Raw genomic sequence first — 21,640 nt, forward strand, 5'->3', positions numbered from 1 at the left:
TTTCCGATCACCTTGAGAAGGAGTCGTCATCGTGCATGCTCACGAGCAGGCCGCCACCGACGTCCGGCACATCCCGTCCGGGCCCAACCTCATGCTCGTCGCCGAGCCGCCGGCCCCGCCCACCCCGCGGGACCGGCTCGGTGAGTTGGCCGAGATCAAGGCCGCGGCCCGACAGGGCCCCGATCCCGCCGCGACGCTGCGGCAGCATTCCAAGGGCAAGCTGACCGCGCACGAACGGATCGCCCTGCTGCTCGACGAGGGCTCCTTCACCGAGGTCGAGGCGCTCCGCCGGCACCGCGCCACCGGCTTCGGCCTGGAGGGGCGCCGGCCGTACTCCGACGGCGTGGTGACCGGCTGGGGCACCGTGCACGGCCGCACGGTGTTCGTGTACGCCCACGATTTCCGGATCTTCGGCGGGGCGCTCGGCGAGGCGCACGCGGAGAAGATCCACAAGCTGATGGACATGGCGGTGGCCGCGGGCGCGCCGTTGGTCAGCCTGAACGACGGCGCCGGGGCGCGCATCCAGGAGGGTGTCACCGCGCTGGCCGGCTACGGCGGGATCTTCCAGCGCAACACCCGGGCCTCCGGGGTGATCCCGCAGATCAGCGTGATGCTCGGCCCGTGCGCGGGCGGCGCGGCCTACTCCCCCGCGCTGACCGACTTCGTGTTCATGGTCCGCGACACCGCGCAGATGTTCGTCACCGGGCCGGACGTCGTCCAGGCCGTCACCGGCGAGGAGATCACGCACAACGGGCTCGGCGGGGCCGACGTGCACGCCTCGGCCTCGGGCGTGGCGCACTTCGCCTACGACGACGAGGCGTCCTGCCTGGAGGACGTGCGGTACCTGCTGTCGTTCCTGCCCGCCAACAACCGGGAGGCGCCGCCGACCACGCCGACGGCCGACCCGCCGGACCGCCGCAACGACCGGCTGCTCGACGTGATCCCCGCCGAGGCCAACCGCGCGTACGACGTGCGCACGGTCATCGAGGAGATCGTCGACGACACCGAGTACTTCGAGGTCCACGAGGCGTGGGCGCCCAACATCGTGTGCGCCTTCGCCCGGATGGGCGGGCGGCCCGTCGGCATCGTCGCCAACCAGCCCGCCCACCTGGCCGGGGTGCTCGACATCCAGGCCAGCGAGAAGGCCGCCCGGTTCGTGCAGTGCTGCGACGCGTTCAACATCCCGCTGATCTCGCTGGTCGACGTGCCCGGCTTCCTGCCCGGGGTCGACCAGGAGCACCAGGGCATCATCCGGCACGGCGCCAAGCTGCTGTACGCGTACTGCAACGCCGGCGTGCCCCGCGTCCAGCTCATCATGCGCAAGGCGTACGGCGGCGCGTACATCGTCATGGACTCCCGCTCGATCGGCGCGGACCTGTCGCTGGCCTGGCCGGGCAACGAGATCGCGGTGATGGGCGCGGAGGGCGCGGCCAACGTCATCTTCCGACGGGAGATCGCGGCGGCCGACGATCCGCAGGCGGTGCGGGAGCAGCGCATCAAGGAGTACCGCGAGGAGCTGATGCATCCCTACTACGCCGCGGAGCGGGGGCTGGTCGACGACGTCATCGACCCCCGCGAGACCAGGTCCGTCCTGATCAGGGCGCTGGAGATGCTCCACACCAAGCACGCCGAGGCGCCGGCGCGCAAGCACGGCAACCAGCCGCAGTGAACGGCCCGGAGCCGGTGCTGCGGATCGTCAGGGGCCGGCCGGGCCCGGCGGAGATCGCCGCCCTGGTGGTGGCGCTGGCCGCGCGGACGCCGACCGGTCCGGCCCGCCCGACCGGTCCGGCACGGCGGGCGGCCGGGCCGTACCCGGGGTTCGTGCCGCCCCAGAGCTGGCAAGCGACCAGACCCGAGGAGGGGACGTCATGGACGCAGCGGTGATCGTCGTCGGCGCGGGGCCGACGGGACTGATGCTCGCCGCCGAGCTGCGGCTCGGCGGCGCCGAGGTGATCGTGCTGGACCGGCTCGCGGAGCCGACCGGCGAGTCCCGGGGGCTGGGCTTCACCGCCCGCACCGTGGAGCTGTTCGACCAGCGCGGGCTGCTGGAACGGTTCGGCGAGGTCGAGACGAGCCCGATGGGCCACTTCGGCGGCGTTCCGCTGGACTACAGCGTGCTGCCGGGCGGGCACTTCGGGGCCCGGAGCATCGCCCAGGGTCGTGTGGAGGCGATGCTCACCGGGTGGGCCACCGAGCTGGGCGCCGACCTGCGCCGCGGCTGGGACGTGACCGGGCTGACCGACGCGGGCGACCACGTCGAGGTGACCGCCGACACCCCCGACGGGCCGCGCACGCTGCGGGCCCGCTTCCTGGTCGGCTGCGACGGCGGCCGGAGCACGATACGGCCGCTCGCCGGGTTCGAGTTCCCCGGCACCGACGCCACCATCGAGATGTTCCTGGCCGACGTGGTGGGCTGCGACCTCGAGGCCCGCCAGATCGGCGAGAAGGTGCCCGGCGGCATGGTGATGTCGGCGCCGCTCAAGGACGGTGTCGACCGGATCATCGTCTGCGAGCGCGGCACCCCGCCCCGCCGACGCACCGAGCCGCCGACGTTCGAGGAGGTCGCCGCCGCCTGGGAGCGGTTGACCGGGCAGGACATCAGCGGCGGGACCGCCACCTGGGTCAGCTCGTTCGGGGACGCGACCCGGCAGGTCACCGAGTACCGGCGCGGCTCGGTCCTGCTCGCGGGCGACGCGGCGCACATCCACCTGCCCGCCGGCGGCCAGGGCCTGAGCACCGGCGTGCAGGACGCCGTCAACCTCGGCTGGAAGCTCGCCGCGACGGTGAACGGCCGGGCCCCGGCGGGTCTGCTCGACAGCTACCACACCGAGCGCCACCCCGTCGGCGAGCGGCTGCTGATGAACACGCAGACGCAGGGCTACCTCTACCTCAGCGGCAGCGAGGTGGAGCCGCTGCGCGGGGTGTTCGCGGAGCTGATGGGGCTGCCGGAGGTCGGCCGCCATCTGGCCGGCATGGTCAGCCACCTCGCCGTCCGCTACGACGTGGGCGAGGGCGACCATCCGCTGCTCGGCCGGCGCGTCCCCAACGCGGAGCTGGTCGGCAGGGCCGGCGACGTCGGCAAGACGTCCGTCGTCGAGCTGCTGCACGCGGGACGCGGCGTCCTGCTCGACCTCGCCGACGACGCGGCCGTGCGGGACGCGGCCGCCGGCTGGTCGGACCGCGTCGACATCGTCACCGCGAGCCCCCACGGGACCGATCCCGGCCCCTACGACACCACCACCGCGCTGCTGATCCGGCCGGACGGCCACACCGCCTGGGCCGCGCCCGGGGCGGACGGGCCCGCCGAGGCCCTCGGCCGCTGGTTCGGCGCGCCGCACCGACCCGACCCCGTCAGGAAATGACCAGAAGGAGATCTCGTATGCACAGCACACTGATCGTGGCGCGGATGGCCCCCGGGGCCGCGGGCGACGTCGCCAAGATCTTCGCCGAGTTCGACGGCACCGAGATGCCCGGCCTGATGGGCACCCGCCGCCGCGAGCTCTTCCACTACCAGGGCCTGTACTTCCACCTGCAGGACTTCGACTCCGACAACGGCGGCGCGCACATCGAGGAGGCGCGCACCCATCCCCTGTTCGTGAAGGTCAGCGCGGACCTCAAGCCGTACATCGAGGCCTACGACCCGGCGACCTGGCGTTCGCCCGCCGACGCGATGGCCACCCGTTTCTATCACTGGTCCCCGACCGGTTGACCGCGACCCTGGGAGCGATGACCTCATGACACGTCGAGTAGTGATCACCGGTATCGGCGTGCTGGCGCCGGGCGGCGTCGGCACCAAGAACTTCTGGAACCTGCTGAGCGAGGGTCAGACCGCGACCCGGACCATCACCTTCTTCGACGCCGCGCCGTTCCGGTCGCGGGTCGCCGCCGAGATCGACTTCGACCCGGAGGCGCACGGGCTGGGTCCGCAGGAGGTCCGCCGGATGGACCGGGCGGCGCAGTTCGCGGTGGTCACCGCCGCGGAGGCGATGGCCGACAGCGGTCTGGAGCAGGGCGATCTGGTGCCCGAGCGCACCGGGGTGACCGTCGGCAGCGCCGTCGGCGCCACCATGGGCCTGGATCAGGAGTACCGCATCGTCAGCGACGGCGGGCGACTGGACCTCGTCGACCACGAGTACGCCGTCCCGCACCTGTACGACTATTTCGTGCCGAGCTCGTTCGCGGCGGAGGTCGCCTGGTCGGTCGGCGCCGAGGGCCCGGCCGCGGTGGTCTCGACGGGCTGCACGTCGGGGCTGGACTCCGTCGGGCACGCCTTCGAGCTGATCCGCGAGGGCACCGTCGACGTGATGATCGCGGGTGCGACCGACGCCCCGATCTCCCCCATCACGGTCGCCTGCTTCGACGCGATCAAGGCGACCACGGCCCGCAACGACGACCCCGAGCACGCCTCCCGGCCGTTCGACGACTCCCGCAACGGGTTCGTGCTCGGCGAGGGCTCGGCCATGTTCGTGCTGGAGGAGTACGAGAGCGCCCGGCGGCGCGGGGCGCACATCTACGCGGAGATCGGCGGGTTCGCCTCCCGGTGCAACGCGTACCACATGACCGGGCTGCGGCCCGACGGGCGGGAGATGGCCGAGGCGATCCGCGTCGCCCTGGCCGAGGCGAGGACCGACCCGGGCGACATCGACTACATCAACGCGCACGGCTCGGGCACCAAGCAGAACGACCGGCACGAGACCGCGGCGTTCAAGAGGAGCCTGGGCGGGCGCGCCTACGAGGTGCCGGTGAGCTCCATCAAGTCGATGGTCGGGCACTCGCTCGGCGCGATCGGCTCGATCGAGATCGCCGCGTCGGCGCTGGCCATCGAGCACGACCTGGTCCCGCCGACGGCGAACCTGCACACCCCCGACCCGGAGTGCGACCTGGACTACGTGCCGCTGGTCGCCCGCGAGTGGCGCACCGACACCGTGCTGACGGTCGGCAGCGGATTCGGTGGGTTCCAGAGCGCGATGGTGCTGCGGGGCTTGAACGGAGGACAAGAGTGAGCGTCCGTACCGTCGTCACCGGCATCGGCGTGACCGCGCCCAACGGGCTCGGCACCGACGACTACTGGACGGCCACCCGCGAGGGTGTCGGCGGCATCGGCGAGATCACCCGGTTCGACGCGTCCGGTTACCCGTCGCGGCTGGCCGGCGAGGTGCCCGGGTTCGTCGCCAAGGAGTACCTGCCGAACCGGCTGATCCCGCAGACCGACCACATGACCCGGCTCGCCCTCGTCGCCGCCGACTGGGCGCTGGCCGACGCCGACGTCCGGCCGCAGGAGTGGTCGGAGTTCGACATGGGCGTCGTCACCGCCAGCTCGTCCGGCGGTTTCGAGTTCGGGCAGGGCGAGCTGCAGAACCTGTGGGCCAAGGGCGGCCAGTACGTCAGCGCCTATCAGTCGTTCGCGTGGTTCTACGCCGTCAACACCGGCCAGATCTCGATCCGCAACGGGATGCGCGGGCCCAGCGGCGTCGTGGTCTCCGACCAGGCGGGCGGGCTGGACGCCGTCGCCCAGGCGCGGCGGCTGATCCGCAAGGGCAGCCGGCTGATCGTCACCGGCGGGGTGGACGGGTCGATCTGCCCGTGGGGCTGGGTCGCGCAGCTCGCGGGCGGCCGGCTCAGCACCGACGACCGGCCGGACCGGGCGTACCGGCCGTTCGCCCCCGACGCCGCCGGTCACGTGCCCGGCGAGGGCGGCGCGCTGCTCGTCCTCGAGGACGCCGACGTGGCGCGGGAGCGCGGGGCCCACGTGCACGGCGAGATCGCCGGGTACGGGGCGACGTTCGACCCGAGGCCCGGCAGCGGGAGGCCGCCCGCGCTGGAGCGGGCGATCCGGGTCGCGCTCGCGGACGCGGGCTGCGAGCCCGGCGACATCGGCGTGGTGTTCGCCGACGCCGCCGCGGTGCCCGAGCTGGACCGGCAGGAGGCCGACGCGATCGGCGCCGTGTTCGGGCCGCGCGGCGTCCCGGTCACCGCGCCGAAGACGATGACCGGCCGCCTCTACTCCGGCGCCGCCTCGCTGGACCTGGTCGCCGCGCTGCTGTCGATCAGGGACGGTGTCATCCCGCCGACCACCAACGTCACACCGGACCCGGCGTACGGGCTGGATCTGGTCGTGGACGCGCCGCGCCCGGCAGCGATCGAGTCGGCCCTGGTGATCGCCAGGGGCGAGGGCGGGTTCAACTCCGCCATGGTCGTCCGCCGGCCGCGGAACAACCGAGCCGAGGGGAGTCAGGAACGATGACCGGTGCACAGTTCACGCTCAACGATCTGCGGCGCATCCTGCGGGAGGCCGCGGGCGCCGATGAGGACGTCGACCTCGACGGCGACATCGCCGACGTCACCTTCGAGGATCTCGGGTACGACTCGCTGGCGCTGCTGGAGACCGGCAGCCGCATCGAGCGCGAGTACGGCCTGGAACTCGACGACGACACCATCACCGACGCCGAGACGCCCGGCGCCCTGCTGAAGGTCGTCAACGAACGGCTGGTCACCGCCGCCTGACGACCCCGCACGACCCGCACCATCCGCACGACCACGGCCGCCGCGCCCCCTCCCCCCACGGCGCGGCGGCCCTTCTCGTACGCATCCACCTCACCCCAAGGAGCAGCAGTGCCACGACAGGACAGCCCGGTCGCGCTCGTGACCGGAGCCACCAGCGGGATCGGCCTCGCCGTCACCCGGATCCTGGCCGGCCAGGGATACGCCGTGTTCCTGTGCGCGCGCAACGCGGAGAACGTCGAGATGACCGTCAAGGAACTGCGCGACGAGGGACTGGAGGTCGACGGGACCACCTGCGACGTCCGCTCCCCCGCGGAGGTCAAGGCCTTCGTGACGGCCGCCGTCGAGCGCTACGGCCCCGTCGACGTGCTGGTCAACAACGCCGGCCGCAGCGGCGGCGGCGTCACCGCCGAGATCCCCGACGAGCTGTGGCTCGACGTCATCGACACCAACCTCAACAGCGTCTTCCTGATGACCCGGGAGGTGCTCACCACCGGCGGCATGCGCGACAAGGAGCGCGGGCGGATCGTCAACATCGCCTCCACCGCCGGGAAGCAGGGCGTCGTGCTCGGCGCCCCGTACTCGGCCTCCAAGCACGGTGTCGTCGGCTTCACCAAGGCGCTCGGCAACGAGCTCGCCCCGACCGGCATCACCGTCAACGCCGTGTGCCCCGGCTACGTCGAGACGCCGATGGCCCAGCGCGTCCGGCAGGGGTACGCGGCGGCGTACGACACCAGCGAGGACGCGATCCTCACGAAGTTCCAGTCCAAGATCCCGCTCGGCCGGTACTCCACGCCGGAGGAGGTCGCGGGGCTGGTCGGCTACCTGGTCTCCGACACGGCCGCCTCCATCACCGCGCAGGCCCTCAACGTCTGCGGCGGACTCGGCAACTTCTGATCACCCCCGCCCAACCCCTGAAGGAGGGAACCCATGTCGCAGACAGCCCCCGGCCTGCGCGAGGTGGAGCACGAGATCGACGTGCAGGCCCCGGCCCGGCAGGTCTACCGCCTGATCGCGCAGGTGGAGAACTGGCCCCGGATCTTCCCGCCGACGGTGCACGTCGACCAGGTCGAGCGCTCCGGCGACGAGGAGCGGATCCGGATCTGGGCCACCGCCAACGGTCTGGTCAAGAACTGGACGTCACGGCGCACCCTGGACCCCGACGGGCTGCGCATCGACTTCCGGCAGGAGGTGTCCAGCCCGCCGGTGGCCGCGATGGGCGGGACGTGGATCGTGGAGCCGGCCGGGGACGACGCGTGCCGGGTCCGGCTGCTGCACGACTACCGGGCCGTCGACGACGACCCCGAGGGCCTGGCCTGGATCGACGAGGCCGTCGACCGCAACAGCCGCTCCGAGCTGGCCGCGCTGAAGGCCAACGTGGAGCTGGCGATCGGCCCGGGTGAGAGCCGGCTGGTGGCGTTCGAGGACTCCGTCGAGATCAACGGCTCGGCCAAGGACGTCTACGACTTCCTCAACGAGGCCGACCGCTGGCAGGAGCGGCTGCCGCACGTCCCGAAGGTGACGCTCACCGAGGAGACGCCCGGGCTGCAGATCCTGGAGATGGACACCCGCACCAAGGACGGCTCCACCCACACCACCAAGTCCATCCGGGTCTGCTTCCCGCACCACAAGATCGTCTACAAGCAGATCGGGCTGCCCGCCCTGATGTCCCTGCACACCGGCTACTGGCTGCTGACGGAGACCGCGACGGGCCTGACCGCCACCTCGCAGCACACGGTGGTCATCAACACCGACAACATCACCAAGATCCTCGGCGAGGACGCGGACCTGGCGCGGGCCCGCGACTTCGTCCGCAACGCGCTGAGCACCAACAGCCTGGCCACGCTCGGCCACGCCAAGGCGTACGCCGAGGGACCGGCGTGATGGACGCCGACGTCATCGTGGTGGGCGCGGGCCCGGTCGGGCTGATGCTCGCCGGCGAGCTGCGGCTCGGGGGCGCCGAGGTGGTGGTGCTGGAGCGCCTCGCCGAGCCCGCCGACGAGTCCCGCGCCTCGACCCTGCACGCCCGCACCATGGAGATCCTCGACCAGCGGGGACTGCTGGCGGAGCTGGGCACCCCGCCCAACGACGGGATGGGCCACTTCGGCGGCGTCCCGCTCGACCTGACCGGCCTCGACACGCCGTACCCCGGCCAGTGGAAGGTGCCGCAGACCCGGACGGAGGAGCTCCTCGGGCGGTGGGCGGCCGGGCTCGGGGCCGACATCCGGCGCGACCACGAGGTGACCGCCCTCACCGACACCCCCGACGGCGTCCAGGTGGAGGTCGCCGGAAGGGGCGCGCTGCACGCCGCGTACCTGGTCGGCTGCGACGGCCAGGACGGCGCGGTGCGGGGCCTGGCCGGGTTCGGGTTCCCCGGCGCGGACGCCACCCGGGAGCTGCTGCGCGCCGACGTCGCGGGCATCGAGGTGCCCGACCGCCGGTTCGAGCGGCTGCCCGCCGGGCTGGCCATCGCGGCCCGCCGCGCGGACGGCGTCACCCGTGTGATGGTGCACGAGTCCGGCCGGACCGTCCCCGACCGGGTCGGCGATCCCACGTTCGCCGACGTCGTCAAGGCGTGGGAACGGGTCACCGGTGAGGACATCGGCGGCGGCACGCCGCTGTGGGTTAACGCGTTCGACAACACCCGGCGGCAGGCCGAGGAGTACCGGCGGGGCCGGGTCCTGCTGGCGGGCGACGCCGCCCACCGGCAGATGCCGGTCGGCGGGCAGGCGCTCAACCTGGGCCTGCACGACGCGGTCAACCTGGGCTGGAAGCTGGCCGCGGTCGTGCGCGCCCAGGCCCCGCCGGAGCTGCTGGACACCTACCACGACGAGCGGCACGCGGTCGGCCGTCGCGTCCTGGACAACATCGAGGCGCAGACCCTGCTGCTGCTCGGCGGCGCGGAGGTCGACGCGACGCGGAAGGTGCTCGCCGAGCTGATCGACCTCCCGCGGGCGCGGGACCGCCTGGCCGGCATGATCACCGGCCTGGACGTCCGGTACCCGGCCGAGCCCGCCGACCACGCACTGGCCGGTCTGCGGCTGCCGCCGACGGAGCTGAGGACCGCCGACGGCACGACCACCACCACGACGGCGCTGCTGCGTTCCGGCCGGGGCCTGCTGCTCGACCTGGGCGCCGGCGCCGACGACGCGTCCCCCTGGTCCGACCGGGTGGACGTCGTGCGGGCCGAGCCGCCGGCCTCCGGTCCGCTGGCCGGGATCGGGGCGGTGCTGGTGCGCCCCGACGGGCACGTCGCCTGGGTCTCGGGCGCCGACGACGGCCCGCGGGCCGCGCTGCGGAGGTGGTTCGGCGATGGGTGACCTCACCGGAAGGACCGCGCTGGTCACCGGCGCCAGCCGGGGCATCGGACGGGCGATCGCCGAGCGGCTGGCGGCCGACGGCGCCCGCGTCGCCGTGCACCACGGCGCCGGTCCGGGCGACGACCTGGACGCCAAGGAGACCGTCGAGGGCATCCTCGCGCGGGGCGGCGACGCGTTCGCGGTGGCCGCCGAGTTCGGGCCGCCCGGCGACGTGGACCGGCTCTTCGACGGTCTGCTCGGCGGGCTGTCCGAGCCGCGCCTGGACATCCTGGTCAACAACGCGGCGATCCCGGACGTCCCGGGGCCGCCGGAGGACATCACCCCCGAGCGGTTCGACCGGCTGATGGCGGTCAACGCCCGGGCGCCGCTGTTCACCGTGCGGCGGGCCCTGCCGTTGATCCCCGACGGCGGGCGCATCGTCAACATCTCCACCGGCCTGACCCGCTTCGCCAACCCGCGCGAGGTGATGCAGACGATGAGCAAGGCCGCGCTGGAGATGGTGACGCTGCACTTCGCCCGTCATCTGGGGCCGCGCGGCATCACCGTCAACACGGTCGCCCCCGGGGTCGTCGACACCGGCGACCCCGCGCTGGCCGATCCCGGGCTGCGCGCGGCGCTGAGCGGGCTGTCGGCGTTCGGGCGGCTCGGGGAGCCGGACGACATCGCCGGGGTGGTGGCCTTCCTGGCCTCCTCCGACGCGCGGTGGATCACCGGCGCCTGGATCGACGCCACCGGCGGGACCCTGCTCGGCTGAGACAGTTCGGAGGACATCGTGGAGATCATCGTCGATCACGACCGCTGTGAGGGGCACGGCGTGTGCGAGGAGGCCGCGCCGGAGCTGTTCCGGCTCGACGACGACGGCGTGCCCGTCCTGCTGTTCGAGGGCCCGGCCGTTCCCGCCGGGCAGCACGGACCCGCCGCCGCCGCGGTCCGGACCTGCCCGGTGGGCGCGCTGGCCACGCGGGAATGACCGGCCGCCTGGTGGTGGTCGGCGCGGCGCTGGCGGGCGTGCGGGCGGTCGAGGCCGCCCGCACGGCCGGGTTCGGCGGGACCGTGACGCTCGTCGGCGCCGAGGACCACCTCCCCTACGACCGCCCTCCGCTGTCCAAGGCGTTCCTGGACGCGGACGGGCCCGAGCCGCCCGTTCCCGTGCTGCGGGATCCGGCGGCGCTGCGCGACGAACTCGGGGTGGAGCTGCGGCTGGGCGCGCCCGCGACCGCTCTCGACACCCGGGAGCGGACCGTGTCGGTCGGCGGTTCCGCCGTCCGCTACGACGCGCTCGTCATCGCGACCGGCTCCCGGCCCCTCCCGCCGACCGGGGCCGGCCGGCTCGGCGGGGTGCACACCCTGCGCACCGTGGAGGACGCCCGGGCGATCCGGCGGGCCCTCGACTCCGGCGCCCGCACCGTCGTCGTCGGCGCGGGATTCGTCGGCGCGGAGGTCGCGTCGGCCGCGCGCCGCCGGGGGCTGGACGTGACCATGGTCGACGCCGCGTCCGCCCCCCTCGCCCGCGCGCTCGGGGAGCCGATGGGACGGCTGTGCGCCGAGATGCACGCCGATCACGGGACCGACCTGCGCCTCGGCGTCACCGTCACCGGCATGGAGGGCGCGGAACGGGTCGAACGGGTCCTGCTGTCGGACGGTTCCACCGTCCCGGCGGACCTGGTCGTGGCGGGGATCGGCGCCCGGCCCGCGACCGAGTGGCTGGACGGGTCGGACGTCGCCGTCGACGACGGGGTGCTGTGCGACCCGACCCTGGCGACCAGCGTCCCGGGGGTGTACGCGGCGGGCGACGTGGCCCGCTGGCTCAACCCCCTGTTCGGGACGTCCATGCGGCTGGAGCACTGGACCAACGCGGCCGAGCAGGGCGCGGCCGCCGCGCGCAACGCCGTCGGCGCAGACGGCGCCCGGCCCTTCGAGACGGTCCCGTACTTCTGGTCCGACTGGTACGGGGTCCGGATCCAGTTCGTCGGCGTCCCCGGCGCCGACGACCTCGCGGTCTTCGGCGACGTGCCGGGCCGCCGTTTCATCGCCCTGTACCGGCTGGCCGACCGGCTGGCCGGGGTCCTCGCGGTCGGCCGGCGGCCGGTGGTCGCCAGGTACCGCGCCCTCCTCAGGCGGCGCGCCACCTGGAGCGAGGCGCTGGAGTACGCCGACGGCACCGGCGCGGCCACCGGCCCATCGCCCTGATGAGGGAGGAGACATTCGTGCGCAAGGTCTTGATCGCCAACCGTGGAGAGATCGCGGTCCGCATCGCCCGCGCCTGCCGGGACGCGGGGCTGGCCAGCGTGGCCGTGTACGCCGAGCCCGATCTGGAGGCACTGCACGTCCGCGCCGCCGACGAGGCCCACACCCTCGGCGGACGCACCGCCGCCGACACCTACCTGGACATCGACAAGATCCTCAAGATCGCCGCCGACACCGGAGCCGACGCCGTCCACCCCGGATACGGATTCCTGGCCGAGAACGCCGACTTCGCCACCGCCGTCCACAACGCCGGCCTGGTCTGGATCGGCCCCCCACCCGCCGCGATCACCGCCCTGGGCGACAAGGTCCAGGCCCGCCACATCGCCCACAAGGTCGGCGCGCCCCTCGTCGCCGGCACCCCCGACCCCGTCACCGGAGCCGACCAGGTCCTCCAGTTCGCCCACGAACACGGCCTGCCCATCGCGATCAAGGCCGCCTACGGCGGCGGCGGACGCGGCCTCAAGGTCGCCCGCACCCTGCAAGAGATCCCGGAGTTGTACGAGTCGGCGGTGCGGGAGGCCGTGGCGGCGTTCGGACGCGGCGAATGCTTCGTCGAGCGCTACCTGGACCGCCCCCGCCACGTCGAGACCCAATGCCTGGCCGACACCCACGGCAACGTCATCGTCGTGTCCACCCGCGACTGCTCCCTCCAACGCCGCCACCAAAAACTCCTCGAAGAAGCCCCCGCCCCCTTCCTCACCGACGAACAGAACGCCCTGCTGTACACCGCCTCCAAGGCCATCCTCCGCGAAGCCGGCTACACCGGCGCCGGCACCTGCGAATTCCTCATCGGCCAAGACGGCACCATCTCCTTCCTGGAGGTCAACACCCGCCTCCAGGTCGAACACCCCGTCACCGAAGAGACCACCGGCATCGACCTCGTCCGCGAAATGTTCCGCATCGCCGCCGGCGAACCCCTCGGCTACGACGACCCCCCCACCCGCGGCCACTCCATCGAATTCCGCCTCAACGCCGAAGACCCCGGACGCGGCTTCCTGCCCGCCGTCGGCACCCTCACCACCTGGCGACCCCCCACCGGCCCCGGCATACGCCTGGACACCGGATACGAGGAGGGCCAGACCGTCCCCCAAGCCTTCGACTCCCTCATCGCCAAACTCATCGTCACCGGCGCCACCCGCCAACAGGCCATCCAACGAGCACGACGCGCCCTCAACGAATTCGACATCGACGGAATGCCCACCGTCCTCCCCTTCCACAGGGCAGTCCTCGACGACCCCGCCTTCACCTCCGAACCCTTCACCGTCCACACCCGCTGGATCGAAACCGAATTCGACAACACCATCCCCCCCTACCAAGGCGCACCCACCGGCGAAACCGTCCCGGACGAACGCGAGCGCGTCACCGTGGAGGTCGACGGCCGGCGTCTGGAGGTCCTCGTCCCCGCGGGGCTCAACGGGCTGTCCACGACGGGCGTCGCGGGCGCGGCGCGTCCGGCGGCCTCGGCGCGGCGGCGCGGCGGACGGGCGGGCGGCGCGACGGCCGGCGGGGACGCGCTGGTCAGCCCCATGCAGGGCACCATCGTCAAAATCCTCGTCGAGGACGGGTCGACCGTTGCCGAAGGCGACACGGTCGTGGTCCTGGAGGCCATGAAGATGGAGCAGCCCCTCACCGCCCACAAGGCGGGCACCGTCACCGGACTGGCCGCCGAGGTCGGCCAGACGGTCTCCGGAGGCGCCGCCGTCTGCGAGATCAGGGACGCCTGAACCGGGCGTTCCCGCTTCACCCCCTTCGATGCCGAGGAGGCGTCAGCATGCCCAATCGTCGCACGTTCCTTGCCGGTTCCGCCGCTGTCGGAGGAGCGGCGGTGTCACCCGTCCTCACCGGGACGTCGGCGGCGGGTCGCCGGAGGTCCGCCGTGGCGACGCTCACCAAATTCGCCGATCCGCTGCGGATCCCCCCCTTGCTCAGGGCCGGGGGGACGATCACCATCCGGAAGAAGGCCGCCACCGTGCGGCTGCACTCGCAGTTGCCGCTCACCCCGGTGTGGACCTATGAGGGCAGCTTTCCCGGACCGACGATCGAGGTGCAGCGCGGCCAGAAGCTGCGGGTGGTCTGGCAGAACGTGATCAACGGGGCGATGCCGCTGGTCGCCGTGCAGGTGCCGTTCACCGGCCCGGCCTCGCTCGGGACCCCGGGACGCGGCGGCGCCACGCCCCTCGCCGACGTCGCCGCGCTGCCCGCGTTCGCGGTCACCCACCTGCACGGCGCGGTGACGGGGGCGGGCAACGACGGGCTGCCGGAGAACGCCGTGCTGCCCGGCGAGTGCCAGCTCACCGAGTACCCGAACCAGCATCGGGCCGCCGGGCTCTGGTACCACGACCACGCCATGCACATCACCGCCTTCAACGTCATGGCGGGGCTGGCCGGGACGTTCCTGATCCGCGATCAGGAGGAGTCCTCGCTGGGGCTGCCGTCCGGCGCGCAGGAGATCCCCTTGGTCATCGCCGACCGCAATCTCGACACCGACGACGACGGACAGTTGAACGGGAGGCTGCTGCACAAGGTCTCCTTCATCGACCGGGGGCCGGCCGGCCGCCTCCACACCGCGTTCATCGGCCCCTACAACACCGTCAACGGCGTGATCTGGCCGCACCTGAACGTGCAGACGCGCTGGTACCGGTTCCGCATGTTGAACGCCGCGAACTCCCGCCCCTACACGCTGGAATTGAACGTCGAGAACGCCGACGGCACGCTCACCCCGGTCCCGCAGGCGTTCGTCCAGATCGGCACCGACCAGGGTCTGCTGCCCGCCCCCCTCAAGTTGGACCGCCTCACCCTCGTCCCGGCCGAACGCGCCGACGTGCTGATCAACTTCGCGGCCCACAAGGGCAAGCGGCTGCGGCTGGTGAACGTCGACCAGAGCCCGGCGCCGCTGGGCCCGGAGGTGATGCAGTTCCGGGTGGACGACTACGCCTTCACCGACTGGTTCCGCGTGCCGGACCGGCTCTCGAGCACGTACGAGCGGCTGAGCCCGGAGGACCTGCCGGAGCACAAGGAGCGGTGGGTCGCCTTCGCCACCGACGACGGCACCCCGTTCGGGCACCAGGAGATGTGGGAGCTGCAGCCGGTCGCCGCCGACTACCGGCCGCACCACGACCACGAGCGGCTGGTCAAGGTCACCCGCGCCGACGGCACCACCGTCACTTTGCGGAAGGTGGCGAGCACCTACGAGGAGGCGGCCACGTTCTTCGTCGAGCGCGACGGATGGGAGGTGTGGAACTTCGTGCACCTGGCCGGTCAGGGTCACCCGGCGCACGTCCACCTGTTGGAGTTCCAGACGCTGGCGCGGGACGTGTACACGGTGACCAGCAGCAAGGACCCGGAGCACGGGTTCGTCACGTTCACGGCGCAGCACCAGCGGACCGACCCCGTCGCGCCGCAGGAGCAGGGGTGGAAGGACACCGTGTGGGTGGGCGAACGCCAGGTCGTCACGGTGGCCGGGAAGTTCGCCGGGGGCTCGGGCCGGTACGTGTACCACTGCCACATGCTGGAGCACGAGGACGAGGGGATGATGCGGCCCTTCGTCGTCGCGCCGAAGCAGATCCTGGCCCGCGGCGCCGGGCACGGTCACTGACCCGGCGCCGCGGGGGCGCTCACCCGACCAGTGCGCGGGCGGCGGGGACGACCTCCCCGGCGAACCGCTCCAACTGACCGATCGTCTCCTGCTCGGGCCAGAAGATGAACGTCGTGAACGGCGTCTCGGCGGCCATCCGGGCGATCAGTTCGGCCCACTGGTCGGGGGTGCCCCGCACCGGCGCGCTGCCGGAGGACACGTCGATCCGGCCGGGCCGGTCGGTCACGCTCCCGGCCAGCGGGACGATCCGCTCCACGTCGCCGGGCGCCCGACCGGCCTTCTTCGCCGCCTCGTCGATGATGGCGTTGGCGACGGGCCGCTGCTCGTAGGGCACGTGGTTGGGCAGCCCGGCGACCCAACCGTCGGCGATCCGCCCGACCTGCCGGAGCGCGTGGGGCCCGGCCGCCCCGATCCAGATGGAGATGGGGTGGGCGGGCGCCGGGCCGGTGGGCGCGCCGCCGACGCTGTAATGGTCGCCGTCGAACCGGACCGTCCCGCCGACCGGGTTCCACAGCGCCCGGATGAGCTGGACGGCCTCGGCGAGCGCCTCGCGCGCCTGGGCCCGGCTGCGCGGCGGGCCGCCCATGCCGACGATGCCGTCCCAGTACCCGCCGGGGCCGATGCCGAGCTCGAACCGGCCCCCGGACATCAGGTCGAGGGTGGCGGCCGTCTTCGCGAGCACGGCCGGGGGTCGCAGCGGCAGGTTCGCCACGCAGGTGAAGATCCGGAGCCGCTCGGTCTTCGACAGCAGGGCGGCGACGAGCGCCATCGTGTCGACGAACATCGGCACGTACGGGTGGTCCTGGACGCCGACGAGGTCCAGGCCGCCCTCCTCGGCGACCCGGACCAGCTCCAGATGGGCGGCGAAGTCGACCGTCGGGGTCAGCGCACAGCCGAACCGCAGATCGCTCATCGTTAATCCTCCTGACGATCTATACACTTAACGATATCGAGAGTGTCGGATATCCCGGAAGAACGCAAGCCCGCCTCGAAAGGATGACTTCGCATGACGATCACGACGCCGAGCACCGACCTGGACCCCTACTCCGACGCGGCGATCCTGGAGCCGTACGAGCTCTATCGGACGCTGCGCGACCTGGGTCCGGCGGTCCGGCTCGATCGCTACGACGCGTGGGCGGTGGCCCGGTACCGCGACGTGTACGACGCGCTGCACGACCACGAGACGTTCATCTCCGGGGCGGGTGTCGGGCTGACCGACGAGCTCAACCGGCGGATGGCCGGAGCGCCCATCACCATGGACCCGCCCGACCACACCAAACTCCGCGCCGTCGTCGGCAAGCCCCTGCAGCCCCGCGAGCTGCGCAAGTACAAGGAGAGCGTGCGCGAGCGCGCCGAGGGGCTCGTCGACCTGCTGATCGAGCGCGGCGCGTTCGACGCGGTCGTCGACTTCGCCCAGGTGTTCCCGCTGTCGGTCGTCCCGGACCTGTTCGGCTGGCCGGAGGAGGGTCGGGACCGCTTCCTGGCCTGGGCGTCCGCCGGGTTCAACGCCCTCGGCCCGCTGAACGAGCGCACCCGCGCGGGCTTCCCGGCGCTCGGGGAGATGTGGGAGTACCTGGCCAGGATGGCCGCGCCGGGCGCGCTCAAGGAGGACGGCTGGGCGGCGGGCCTGCTGGCGGCGGCCGAGGACGGGACCATCAGCAGGGAGGCGCTGCCCACCCTGCTCGGCGACTATCTGACCCCGTCGCTGGACACCACGGTCTCCGCGCTGAGCAGCGCCCTGTGGCTGTTCGGCGCGCACCCCGACCAGTGGGACAAGGTGCGCACGGACCCCTCGCTGGTGCCCAACGCGTTCAACGAGGTCATCCGGCTGGAGTCGCCGGCCCGCGGGTTCACCCGGCAGGTGGCCAAGGACCGGACGCTGTCGGGCGTGGACCTGCCGGCCGGGACCCGCGTCCTCCTCCTGTACGGCTCGGCGAACCGGGACGAGCGGCAGTGGACGGCCGCCGACGAGTTCGACGTCACCCGCGCCGACGCGAGCGCCCACATCGCCTTCGGCCACGGCGTCCACGGCTGCATGGGACAGGGCCTGGCCCGCATGGAGGCGCACGCCCTGCTCACCGCGTTGGCCGCCAAGGTGCGGCGCATCGAGGTCGGCGAGCCGACCTGGCGGCTCCACAACACCATTCGGGGCATCGAGAGCATGCAGGTCACCCTGCACGTCTGACCGGACGGCACCGGACCCGCCCCGCGCTCGGATCGGTCGAGCCGGTCGAGCCGGTCGGGTTCAGATGGAGCCCAGGCGGGTCAGCAGCGTGTTGAGCCGGGCGGTCTCGGCGCGGCCGAGCCGTCCGGCCAGCCCCTCCTGGATCTCGTCCATGATCTCGGTGGCCTCCGCCAGCCGGCGCCGGCCGCCCCGGGTGAGGCGGACCACGTACTGGCGGCGGTCGCGCGGGTTGGGGGCGCGGTCGATGAGCCCGGCCTCGCCGAGCTCGTCGAGGGTCTGCACGATGGCCGGGCCGCTGACGCCCATGCAGCCGGCCAGCCGCTGCTGGGAGCAGGGCTCGGCGCCGGCCAGCGCGGTGAGCAGCCCGAAGTGGCGGGGCTCCATCCGCAGCCCGCGCAGCCCCTGGTCGATCTGCCGGCGCAGCTCGTGCCGCGCCCGGGTGATGAGGAAACCGGCCCGGGTGGTGATCGCGTCGGGCAGCGCGCCGACCGCCTCGGGCACCAGGTCGCGCAGCAGCTCGATCAGGGCGGCGTGCTCGGCGGGCTCCAGCGGCGCGGTCAGCAGCCGCTCGCTGTCGGCGACCTGGCGGCGCAGCGCGGCCAGCACCTCGCCGCCGGCGTCGGTGATCTCCAGCGCGTAGCGGCGCCGGTCCTCGGCGGCCCGGCGGCGGCGCACCAGGCCGGCGTCCTCCAGCCGGTCGACCAGCTTGACCATGATGGTGCGGTTGATGTCCAACAGCTCCCCGAGTCGCGCCTGCGACTGGGGCCCGGCCTCGGCGAGCACCTCCAGCACCGCCACGTCGCGGGGGCTCCACTCGCCGGGCATGGCGGTCGCGCAGCAGTCCTGCGCACGGTTGAGCGCACCCGCCAGCAGATAACCGGTATAGCCCGCGAGCCGGGGCTCGATCGGGAGATCGATGGTCACAGGCCCACTCCCCAGCCTCGCAGTCCGCCGTCCCACGGCCATCTGATCCGAGCGTACACGATCCAGCATCGTTAAGTAGATTGACGCTCAATCAGATAATGAGTTACCTTGGCGCCCACCCCCGATCCCAGAAGGAGAGAGCTTTCGTGGAAAGAAAGTGGTGGACGCTGATCGCCGTCATGATCGGCATGTTCATGCTGTTGGTGGACATCACGATCGTGAACGTCGCACTTCCGGACATTCAGAAGCAGTTCGACGCCTCGCTGTCGGACCTGCAATGGGTGATCGACGCCTACGCCCTGACGCTCGCCGCGGGCCTCCTGACCAGCGGGACGTTCGCCGACATATGGGGCCGGCGCAAGCTGTTCGCCATCGGGACCGTCGTCTTCACCCTCGGCTCGCTGCTGTGCGGGCTGGCGACCGGACCGCTGTTCCTCAGCGTCGCCCGGGCCGTGCAGGGGGTCGGCGGCGCCACCATGTTCGCGACCTCGCTGGCGCTGCTCAGCATCGCCTACCGGGGGAAGGACCGTGGGATCGCGTTCGCGTTCTACGGCGCCGTCTCCGGCATCGCGGTCGCGCTCGGCCCGGTGCTCGGCGGCGTGATCACCAGCGGCATCAACTGGCGGTGGATCTTCCTGGTGAACATCCCCATCGGGGTGGTCACCCTGATCATCACCCTGACCAAGCTCGACGAGTCCCGCAACCCGCACGCCAGCCGGCCGGACTGGCTGGGCTTCGTCACCTTCACCGCCTCCCTCGTCCTGCTGGTGTACGGCCTGATCAAGAGCGGCGAGGGCTGGTCCTCCAGCACGGTCGTGCTGAGCCTGAGCGGGTCCGCGGTGCTGGCCGTCGCGTTCGTGGGCGCGCAGTTCGCGCAGCGCGGGGGCCGGGCCATGCTGGACCTGGAGCTGTTCAAGAAGCCCACGTTCGTCGGCGGGCTGATCGCCGCGTTCGGCATCTCGGCGGGCATCTTCGCCCTGTTCGCCTTCCTGGTGCTCTACCTGCAGTCCCAGCTCGGCCACTCGGCGGTCGGCACCGGTGTCCGGCTGCTCACCCTGTCCGGCGCGATCTTCGTGGCCGCCACCATCGCCGGGCGCCTGACCACCGTCGTGCCGATCCGGCTGATGATGGGCCTCGGCTTCGGCCTCATCGGCGTCGGGCTCTACCTCATGTACGGGGTGACGGCGGGTTCGACGTGGACCGCGCTCGTCCCGGGCATGATCGTCGCGGGGCTGGGCGCCGGGTTCGTGAACGTGCCGCTGGCCTCCACCGCGGTCGGCGTCGTCCACCCCATGAAGTCCGGAATGGCCTCGGGCATCAACTCCTCGTTCCGTCAGATCGGCATCGCGACCGGCATCGCGGCCCTCGGCTCGATCTTCGCCAACTCGTTCCGGGACACCGTTCGCGCGAACCTGGAGAACTCGCCGCTGGCGGGCCAGGCGGACCGCATCGCGGAGACCGCGTCGGCGGCCGGCGCCGAGGCGGCCGGGGCCGGACTGTCCGCCCAGCAGGCCGCGCTGGTCGGGCGCGCCGCCACCGAGGGCTTCGTCGAGGGCCTCAACGACATCCTGGCGATCGGCGCCGGGCTGTCCTTCGTCGCGGGCGTCCTGTGCCTGGCGCTGATCCGCAAGAAGGACTTCGTGCCGATGCCGACCGGCCCGCAGGGCGGCCCCGGCGGTCCCGGAGGACCTGGCGGACCCGGTGGTCCCGGCGGCCAGGGCGGCCCCGGCGGCCCCCCGTCGGAGTCCAAGCCCGCGTCTGCCGGGCAGGCGACGTAGCCCGCCGAAAGACCGAACGGCCCGTCCTCCCCGACGCAGGGGGAGGGCGGGCCTTCGGCTGCGCGCTCGCGGCACGGTCAGGACGGGTTCCGTCCCAGGGCGAACTCGTAACTGCGCCGCACCAGCGACCAGACGGTCTCCAGCTCCTCGGTGTTGCGCGGCCCGTAGACCATCACCAGGGTCGGCGGGAAGTAGCCCATCTTGACCACCGGGTGCAGCTCACCCCACTCCTTGGCGATGACCTTGCGGGCCTCCGCCTCGGGCAGCGTGATGTGCAGGCTGCCGTCGGAACGGCGGTGCAGGTGGGCGAACTCGGTGGTGCCGGGCGCGAAGGCGGTGGGCGGCCCACCGGCCTGCGACGGGTTCAGGTGCACGGCCCGCGTACCCACCAGCGAGATGGCACTGTCCCCCGTGCGCACGTGGTCGAGGGCCGCCATGCGACGCCAGAGCTCCTCCTGGAGATCCTCGGGCGCGTTCTGGTCGAGCTGGCGGTGCGGCGTGGCGGGGGTGGTCTTCGGGCGACCACCGGTCCGGCGCTGCAACGCGGAGGTGACGGACACGCGAACTCCCTTCAAGGGTCGAATCGGATGTCCCCACACTACTTTCCTTTGTATAGTAGTAACCAAGAAGATAGTGACCCCTCTGGAGGATCATGTCCGAGTCCGACGCCGATCCCTGCCCCTTCACCCCGGTGATCGATCTGATCCTGGGACGCTGGACGGCACCGATCCTCTGGGAGCTGCGGCAGCGGGGCCCGCTCCGCTTCACCGAGCTGCAGCGGCTCATGCCGTCCATCACGCCCAAGGTGCTCACCCAGCGTCTGCGCCAACTGGAGCGCGACGGCCTGGTCACCCGTAGCTACCACGCCGAGGTCCCCCCGCGCGTGGAGTACGACCGCACGGCCCTGGCCGAGTCCCTCACCCCGGTGTTCGACATGCTCGTCACCTGGTCGGAGGGCCACCTCGAGGAGGTCGCGGCCGCGCGCCTGCGGTACGACGAGCAGACCTCCGCGCGCACCCGACCCCTGTGACCGCCGGCCCCGGCCGAGCCCCGGGGCGCCCCCGTCACGGTTTTCCGCACTTTCCGCACA

At 72.6% G+C, this 21,640-nt stretch carries 21 protein-coding genes; 18 read left to right on the top strand and 3 right to left on the bottom strand.

Going from position 1 to position 21,640, the window contains the following annotated elements; translation table 11 throughout:
- Positions 1 to 91: 91 nt before the first annotated feature.
- The 15 genes from DFJ69_RS32120 to DFJ69_RS32190 all read left to right on the top strand — a co-directional run bounded on the left by DFJ69_RS32120 (position 92) and on the right by DFJ69_RS32190 (position 15,663).
- Positions 92 to 1,669 carry an acyl-CoA carboxylase subunit beta gene (locus DFJ69_RS32120; protein ID WP_116027050.1) on the top strand — a complete coding sequence of 526 codons (1,578 nt, stop codon included), beginning with the start codon at positions 92 to 94 and terminating at the stop codon, positions 1,667 to 1,669.
- Positions 1,666 to 1,884, top strand: a complete 219-nt coding sequence (locus tag DFJ69_RS32125; protein WP_116026040.1) for an acyl-CoA carboxylase epsilon subunit — start codon at positions 1,666 to 1,668, stop codon at positions 1,882 to 1,884. Before DFJ69_RS32120 ends, DFJ69_RS32125 begins: the two co-directional genes overlap by 4 nt.
- The gene (locus DFJ69_RS32130) at positions 1,869 to 3,362 is read left to right on the top strand and encodes an FAD-dependent monooxygenase (RefSeq protein ID WP_116026041.1); all 1,494 of its coding nucleotides are present in this window, start codon (positions 1,869 to 1,871) and stop codon (positions 3,360 to 3,362) included. The genes DFJ69_RS32125 and DFJ69_RS32130 overlap by 16 nt, the downstream gene beginning before the upstream one ends.
- Positions 3,363 to 3,379: 17 nt before the next feature.
- Complete coding sequence (locus tag DFJ69_RS32135) at positions 3,380 to 3,709, top strand: TcmI family type II polyketide cyclase (RefSeq protein ID WP_116026042.1); 330 nt, start codon at positions 3,380 to 3,382, stop codon at positions 3,707 to 3,709.
- Positions 3,710 to 3,734: 25 nt separating this feature from the next.
- Positions 3,735 to 5,003, top strand: coding sequence for a beta-ketoacyl-[acyl-carrier-protein] synthase family protein (locus DFJ69_RS32140; protein WP_116026043.1), 1,269 nt, complete (start codon positions 3,735 to 3,737; stop codon positions 5,001 to 5,003).
- Positions 5,000 to 6,244, top strand: a complete 1,245-nt coding sequence (locus DFJ69_RS32145) for a ketosynthase chain-length factor (protein ID WP_116026044.1) — start codon at positions 5,000 to 5,002, stop codon at positions 6,242 to 6,244. The genes DFJ69_RS32140 and DFJ69_RS32145 overlap by 4 nt, the downstream gene beginning before the upstream one ends.
- Positions 6,241 to 6,504, top strand: a complete 264-nt coding sequence (locus DFJ69_RS32150; protein ID WP_116026045.1) for an acyl carrier protein — start codon at positions 6,241 to 6,243, stop codon at positions 6,502 to 6,504. The genes DFJ69_RS32145 and DFJ69_RS32150 overlap by 4 nt, the downstream gene beginning before the upstream one ends.
- A 108-nt stretch (positions 6,505 to 6,612) precedes the next feature.
- Complete coding sequence (locus DFJ69_RS32155; protein ID WP_116026046.1) at positions 6,613 to 7,398, top strand: 3-oxoacyl-ACP reductase; 786 nt, start codon at positions 6,613 to 6,615, stop codon at positions 7,396 to 7,398.
- Between the two features lie 33 nt (positions 7,399 to 7,431).
- A complete protein-coding gene (locus DFJ69_RS32160) occupies positions 7,432 to 8,385 on the top strand; it encodes an aromatase/cyclase (protein WP_116026047.1) in 954 nt (317 codons plus the stop codon).
- Positions 8,385 to 9,821, top strand: coding sequence for an FAD-dependent monooxygenase (locus DFJ69_RS32165; RefSeq protein ID WP_116026048.1), 1,437 nt, complete (start codon positions 8,385 to 8,387; stop codon positions 9,819 to 9,821). The genes DFJ69_RS32160 and DFJ69_RS32165 overlap by 1 nt, the downstream gene beginning before the upstream one ends.
- Positions 9,814 to 10,575, top strand: a complete 762-nt coding sequence (locus DFJ69_RS32170; protein ID WP_116026049.1) for an SDR family NAD(P)-dependent oxidoreductase — start codon at positions 9,814 to 9,816, stop codon at positions 10,573 to 10,575. Before DFJ69_RS32165 ends, DFJ69_RS32170 begins: the two co-directional genes overlap by 8 nt.
- 18 nt (positions 10,576 to 10,593) lie before the next feature.
- Positions 10,594 to 10,791 carry a ferredoxin gene (locus DFJ69_RS32175; RefSeq protein WP_116026050.1) on the top strand — a complete coding sequence of 66 codons (198 nt, stop codon included), beginning with the start codon at positions 10,594 to 10,596 and terminating at the stop codon, positions 10,789 to 10,791.
- Positions 10,788 to 12,011: an NAD(P)/FAD-dependent oxidoreductase gene (locus tag DFJ69_RS32180; protein WP_116026051.1), complete on the top strand. Its 1,224-nt coding sequence runs from the start codon at positions 10,788 to 10,790 to the stop codon at positions 12,009 to 12,011. Before DFJ69_RS32175 ends, DFJ69_RS32180 begins: the two co-directional genes overlap by 4 nt.
- A 17-nt stretch (positions 12,012 to 12,028) precedes the next feature.
- On the top strand, positions 12,029 to 13,792 hold the full coding sequence (locus DFJ69_RS32185; RefSeq protein WP_116026052.1) for an acetyl/propionyl/methylcrotonyl-CoA carboxylase subunit alpha: 1,764 nt from the start codon (positions 12,029 to 12,031) through the stop codon (positions 13,790 to 13,792).
- A 101-nt stretch (positions 13,793 to 13,893) separates the two neighbouring features.
- Entirely contained in the window at positions 13,894 to 15,663 is a 1,770-nt protein-coding gene (locus DFJ69_RS32190; protein WP_245974658.1) for a multicopper oxidase family protein, read from the top strand.
- A gap of 19 nt (positions 15,664 to 15,682) precedes the next feature.
- Here the strand turns inward: DFJ69_RS32190 and DFJ69_RS32195 are convergent, their stop codons facing one another.
- Positions 15,683 to 16,576 carry an LLM class flavin-dependent oxidoreductase gene (locus DFJ69_RS32195; protein WP_116026054.1) on the bottom strand — a complete coding sequence of 298 codons (894 nt, stop codon included), beginning with the start codon at positions 16,574 to 16,576 and terminating at the stop codon, positions 15,683 to 15,685.
- Between the two features lie 93 nt (positions 16,577 to 16,669).
- Here DFJ69_RS32195 and DFJ69_RS32200 point away from each other — a divergent pair, with 93 nt between their 5' ends.
- Positions 16,670 to 17,848, top strand: coding sequence for a cytochrome P450 (locus tag DFJ69_RS32200; RefSeq protein ID WP_116026055.1), 1,179 nt, complete (start codon positions 16,670 to 16,672; stop codon positions 17,846 to 17,848).
- A 60-nt stretch (positions 17,849 to 17,908) separates the two neighbouring features.
- Here the strand turns inward: DFJ69_RS32200 and DFJ69_RS32205 are convergent, their stop codons facing one another.
- Complete coding sequence (locus DFJ69_RS32205) at positions 17,909 to 18,772, bottom strand: MarR family winged helix-turn-helix transcriptional regulator (RefSeq protein ID WP_245974659.1); 864 nt, start codon at positions 18,770 to 18,772, stop codon at positions 17,909 to 17,911.
- A 146-nt stretch (positions 18,773 to 18,918) separates the two neighbouring features.
- On the opposite strand from DFJ69_RS32205, the gene DFJ69_RS32210 reads away from it, so the two are divergent.
- Positions 18,919 to 20,550, top strand: a complete 1,632-nt coding sequence (locus DFJ69_RS32210; protein ID WP_116026057.1) for an MFS transporter — start codon at positions 18,919 to 18,921, stop codon at positions 20,548 to 20,550.
- Positions 20,551 to 20,627: 77 nt separating this feature from the next.
- Here the strand turns inward: DFJ69_RS32210 and DFJ69_RS32215 are convergent, their stop codons facing one another.
- Complete coding sequence (locus tag DFJ69_RS32215; protein WP_116026058.1) at positions 20,628 to 21,110, bottom strand: luciferase domain-containing protein; 483 nt, start codon at positions 21,108 to 21,110, stop codon at positions 20,628 to 20,630.
- 92 nt (positions 21,111 to 21,202) lie between these two features.
- Here DFJ69_RS32215 and DFJ69_RS32220 point away from each other — a divergent pair, with 92 nt between their 5' ends.
- A complete protein-coding gene (locus tag DFJ69_RS32220) occupies positions 21,203 to 21,580 on the top strand; it encodes a winged helix-turn-helix transcriptional regulator (RefSeq protein ID WP_116026059.1) in 378 nt (125 codons plus the stop codon).
- Positions 21,581 to 21,640: the final 60 nt, after the last annotated feature.

This window comes from Thermomonospora umbrina (assembly GCF_003386555.1).
GTDB classification, from domain to species: domain Bacteria; phylum Actinomycetota; class Actinomycetes; order Streptosporangiales; family Streptosporangiaceae; genus Thermomonospora; species Thermomonospora umbrina.

Bases quoted from the DNA above. Each gene is read 5' to 3' on its own strand.
- DFJ69_RS32130 (WP_116026041.1), top strand. From the start codon at position 1,869: ATGGACGCAGCGGTGATCGTCGTCGGCGCGGGGCCGACGGGACTGATG.
- DFJ69_RS32160 (WP_116026047.1), top strand. From the start codon at position 7,432: ATGTCGCAGACAGCCCCCGGCCTGCGCGAGGTGGAGCACGAGATCGAC.
- DFJ69_RS32200 (WP_116026055.1), top strand. From the start codon at position 16,670: ATGACGATCACGACGCCGAGCACCGACCTGGACCCCTACTCCGACGCG.
- DFJ69_RS32135 (WP_116026042.1), top strand. From the start codon at position 3,380: ATGCACAGCACACTGATCGTGGCGCGGATGGCCCCCGGGGCCGCGGGC.
- DFJ69_RS32170 (WP_116026049.1), top strand. From the start codon at position 9,814: ATGGGTGACCTCACCGGAAGGACCGCGCTGGTCACCGGCGCCAGCCGG.
- DFJ69_RS32165 (WP_116026048.1), top strand. From the start codon at position 8,385: ATGGACGCCGACGTCATCGTGGTGGGCGCGGGCCCGGTCGGGCTGATG.
- DFJ69_RS32195 (WP_116026054.1), bottom strand. From the start codon at position 16,576: ATGAGCGATCTGCGGTTCGGCTGTGCGCTGACCCCGACGGTCGACTTC.
- DFJ69_RS32120 (WP_116027050.1), top strand. From the start codon at position 92: ATGCTCGTCGCCGAGCCGCCGGCCCCGCCCACCCCGCGGGACCGGCTC.
- DFJ69_RS32180 (WP_116026051.1), top strand. From the start codon at position 10,788: ATGACCGGCCGCCTGGTGGTGGTCGGCGCGGCGCTGGCGGGCGTGCGG.
- DFJ69_RS32150 (WP_116026045.1), top strand. From the start codon at position 6,241: ATGACCGGTGCACAGTTCACGCTCAACGATCTGCGGCGCATCCTGCGG.
- DFJ69_RS32140 (WP_116026043.1), top strand. From the start codon at position 3,735: ATGACACGTCGAGTAGTGATCACCGGTATCGGCGTGCTGGCGCCGGGC.
- DFJ69_RS32220 (WP_116026059.1), top strand. From the start codon at position 21,203: ATGTCCGAGTCCGACGCCGATCCCTGCCCCTTCACCCCGGTGATCGAT.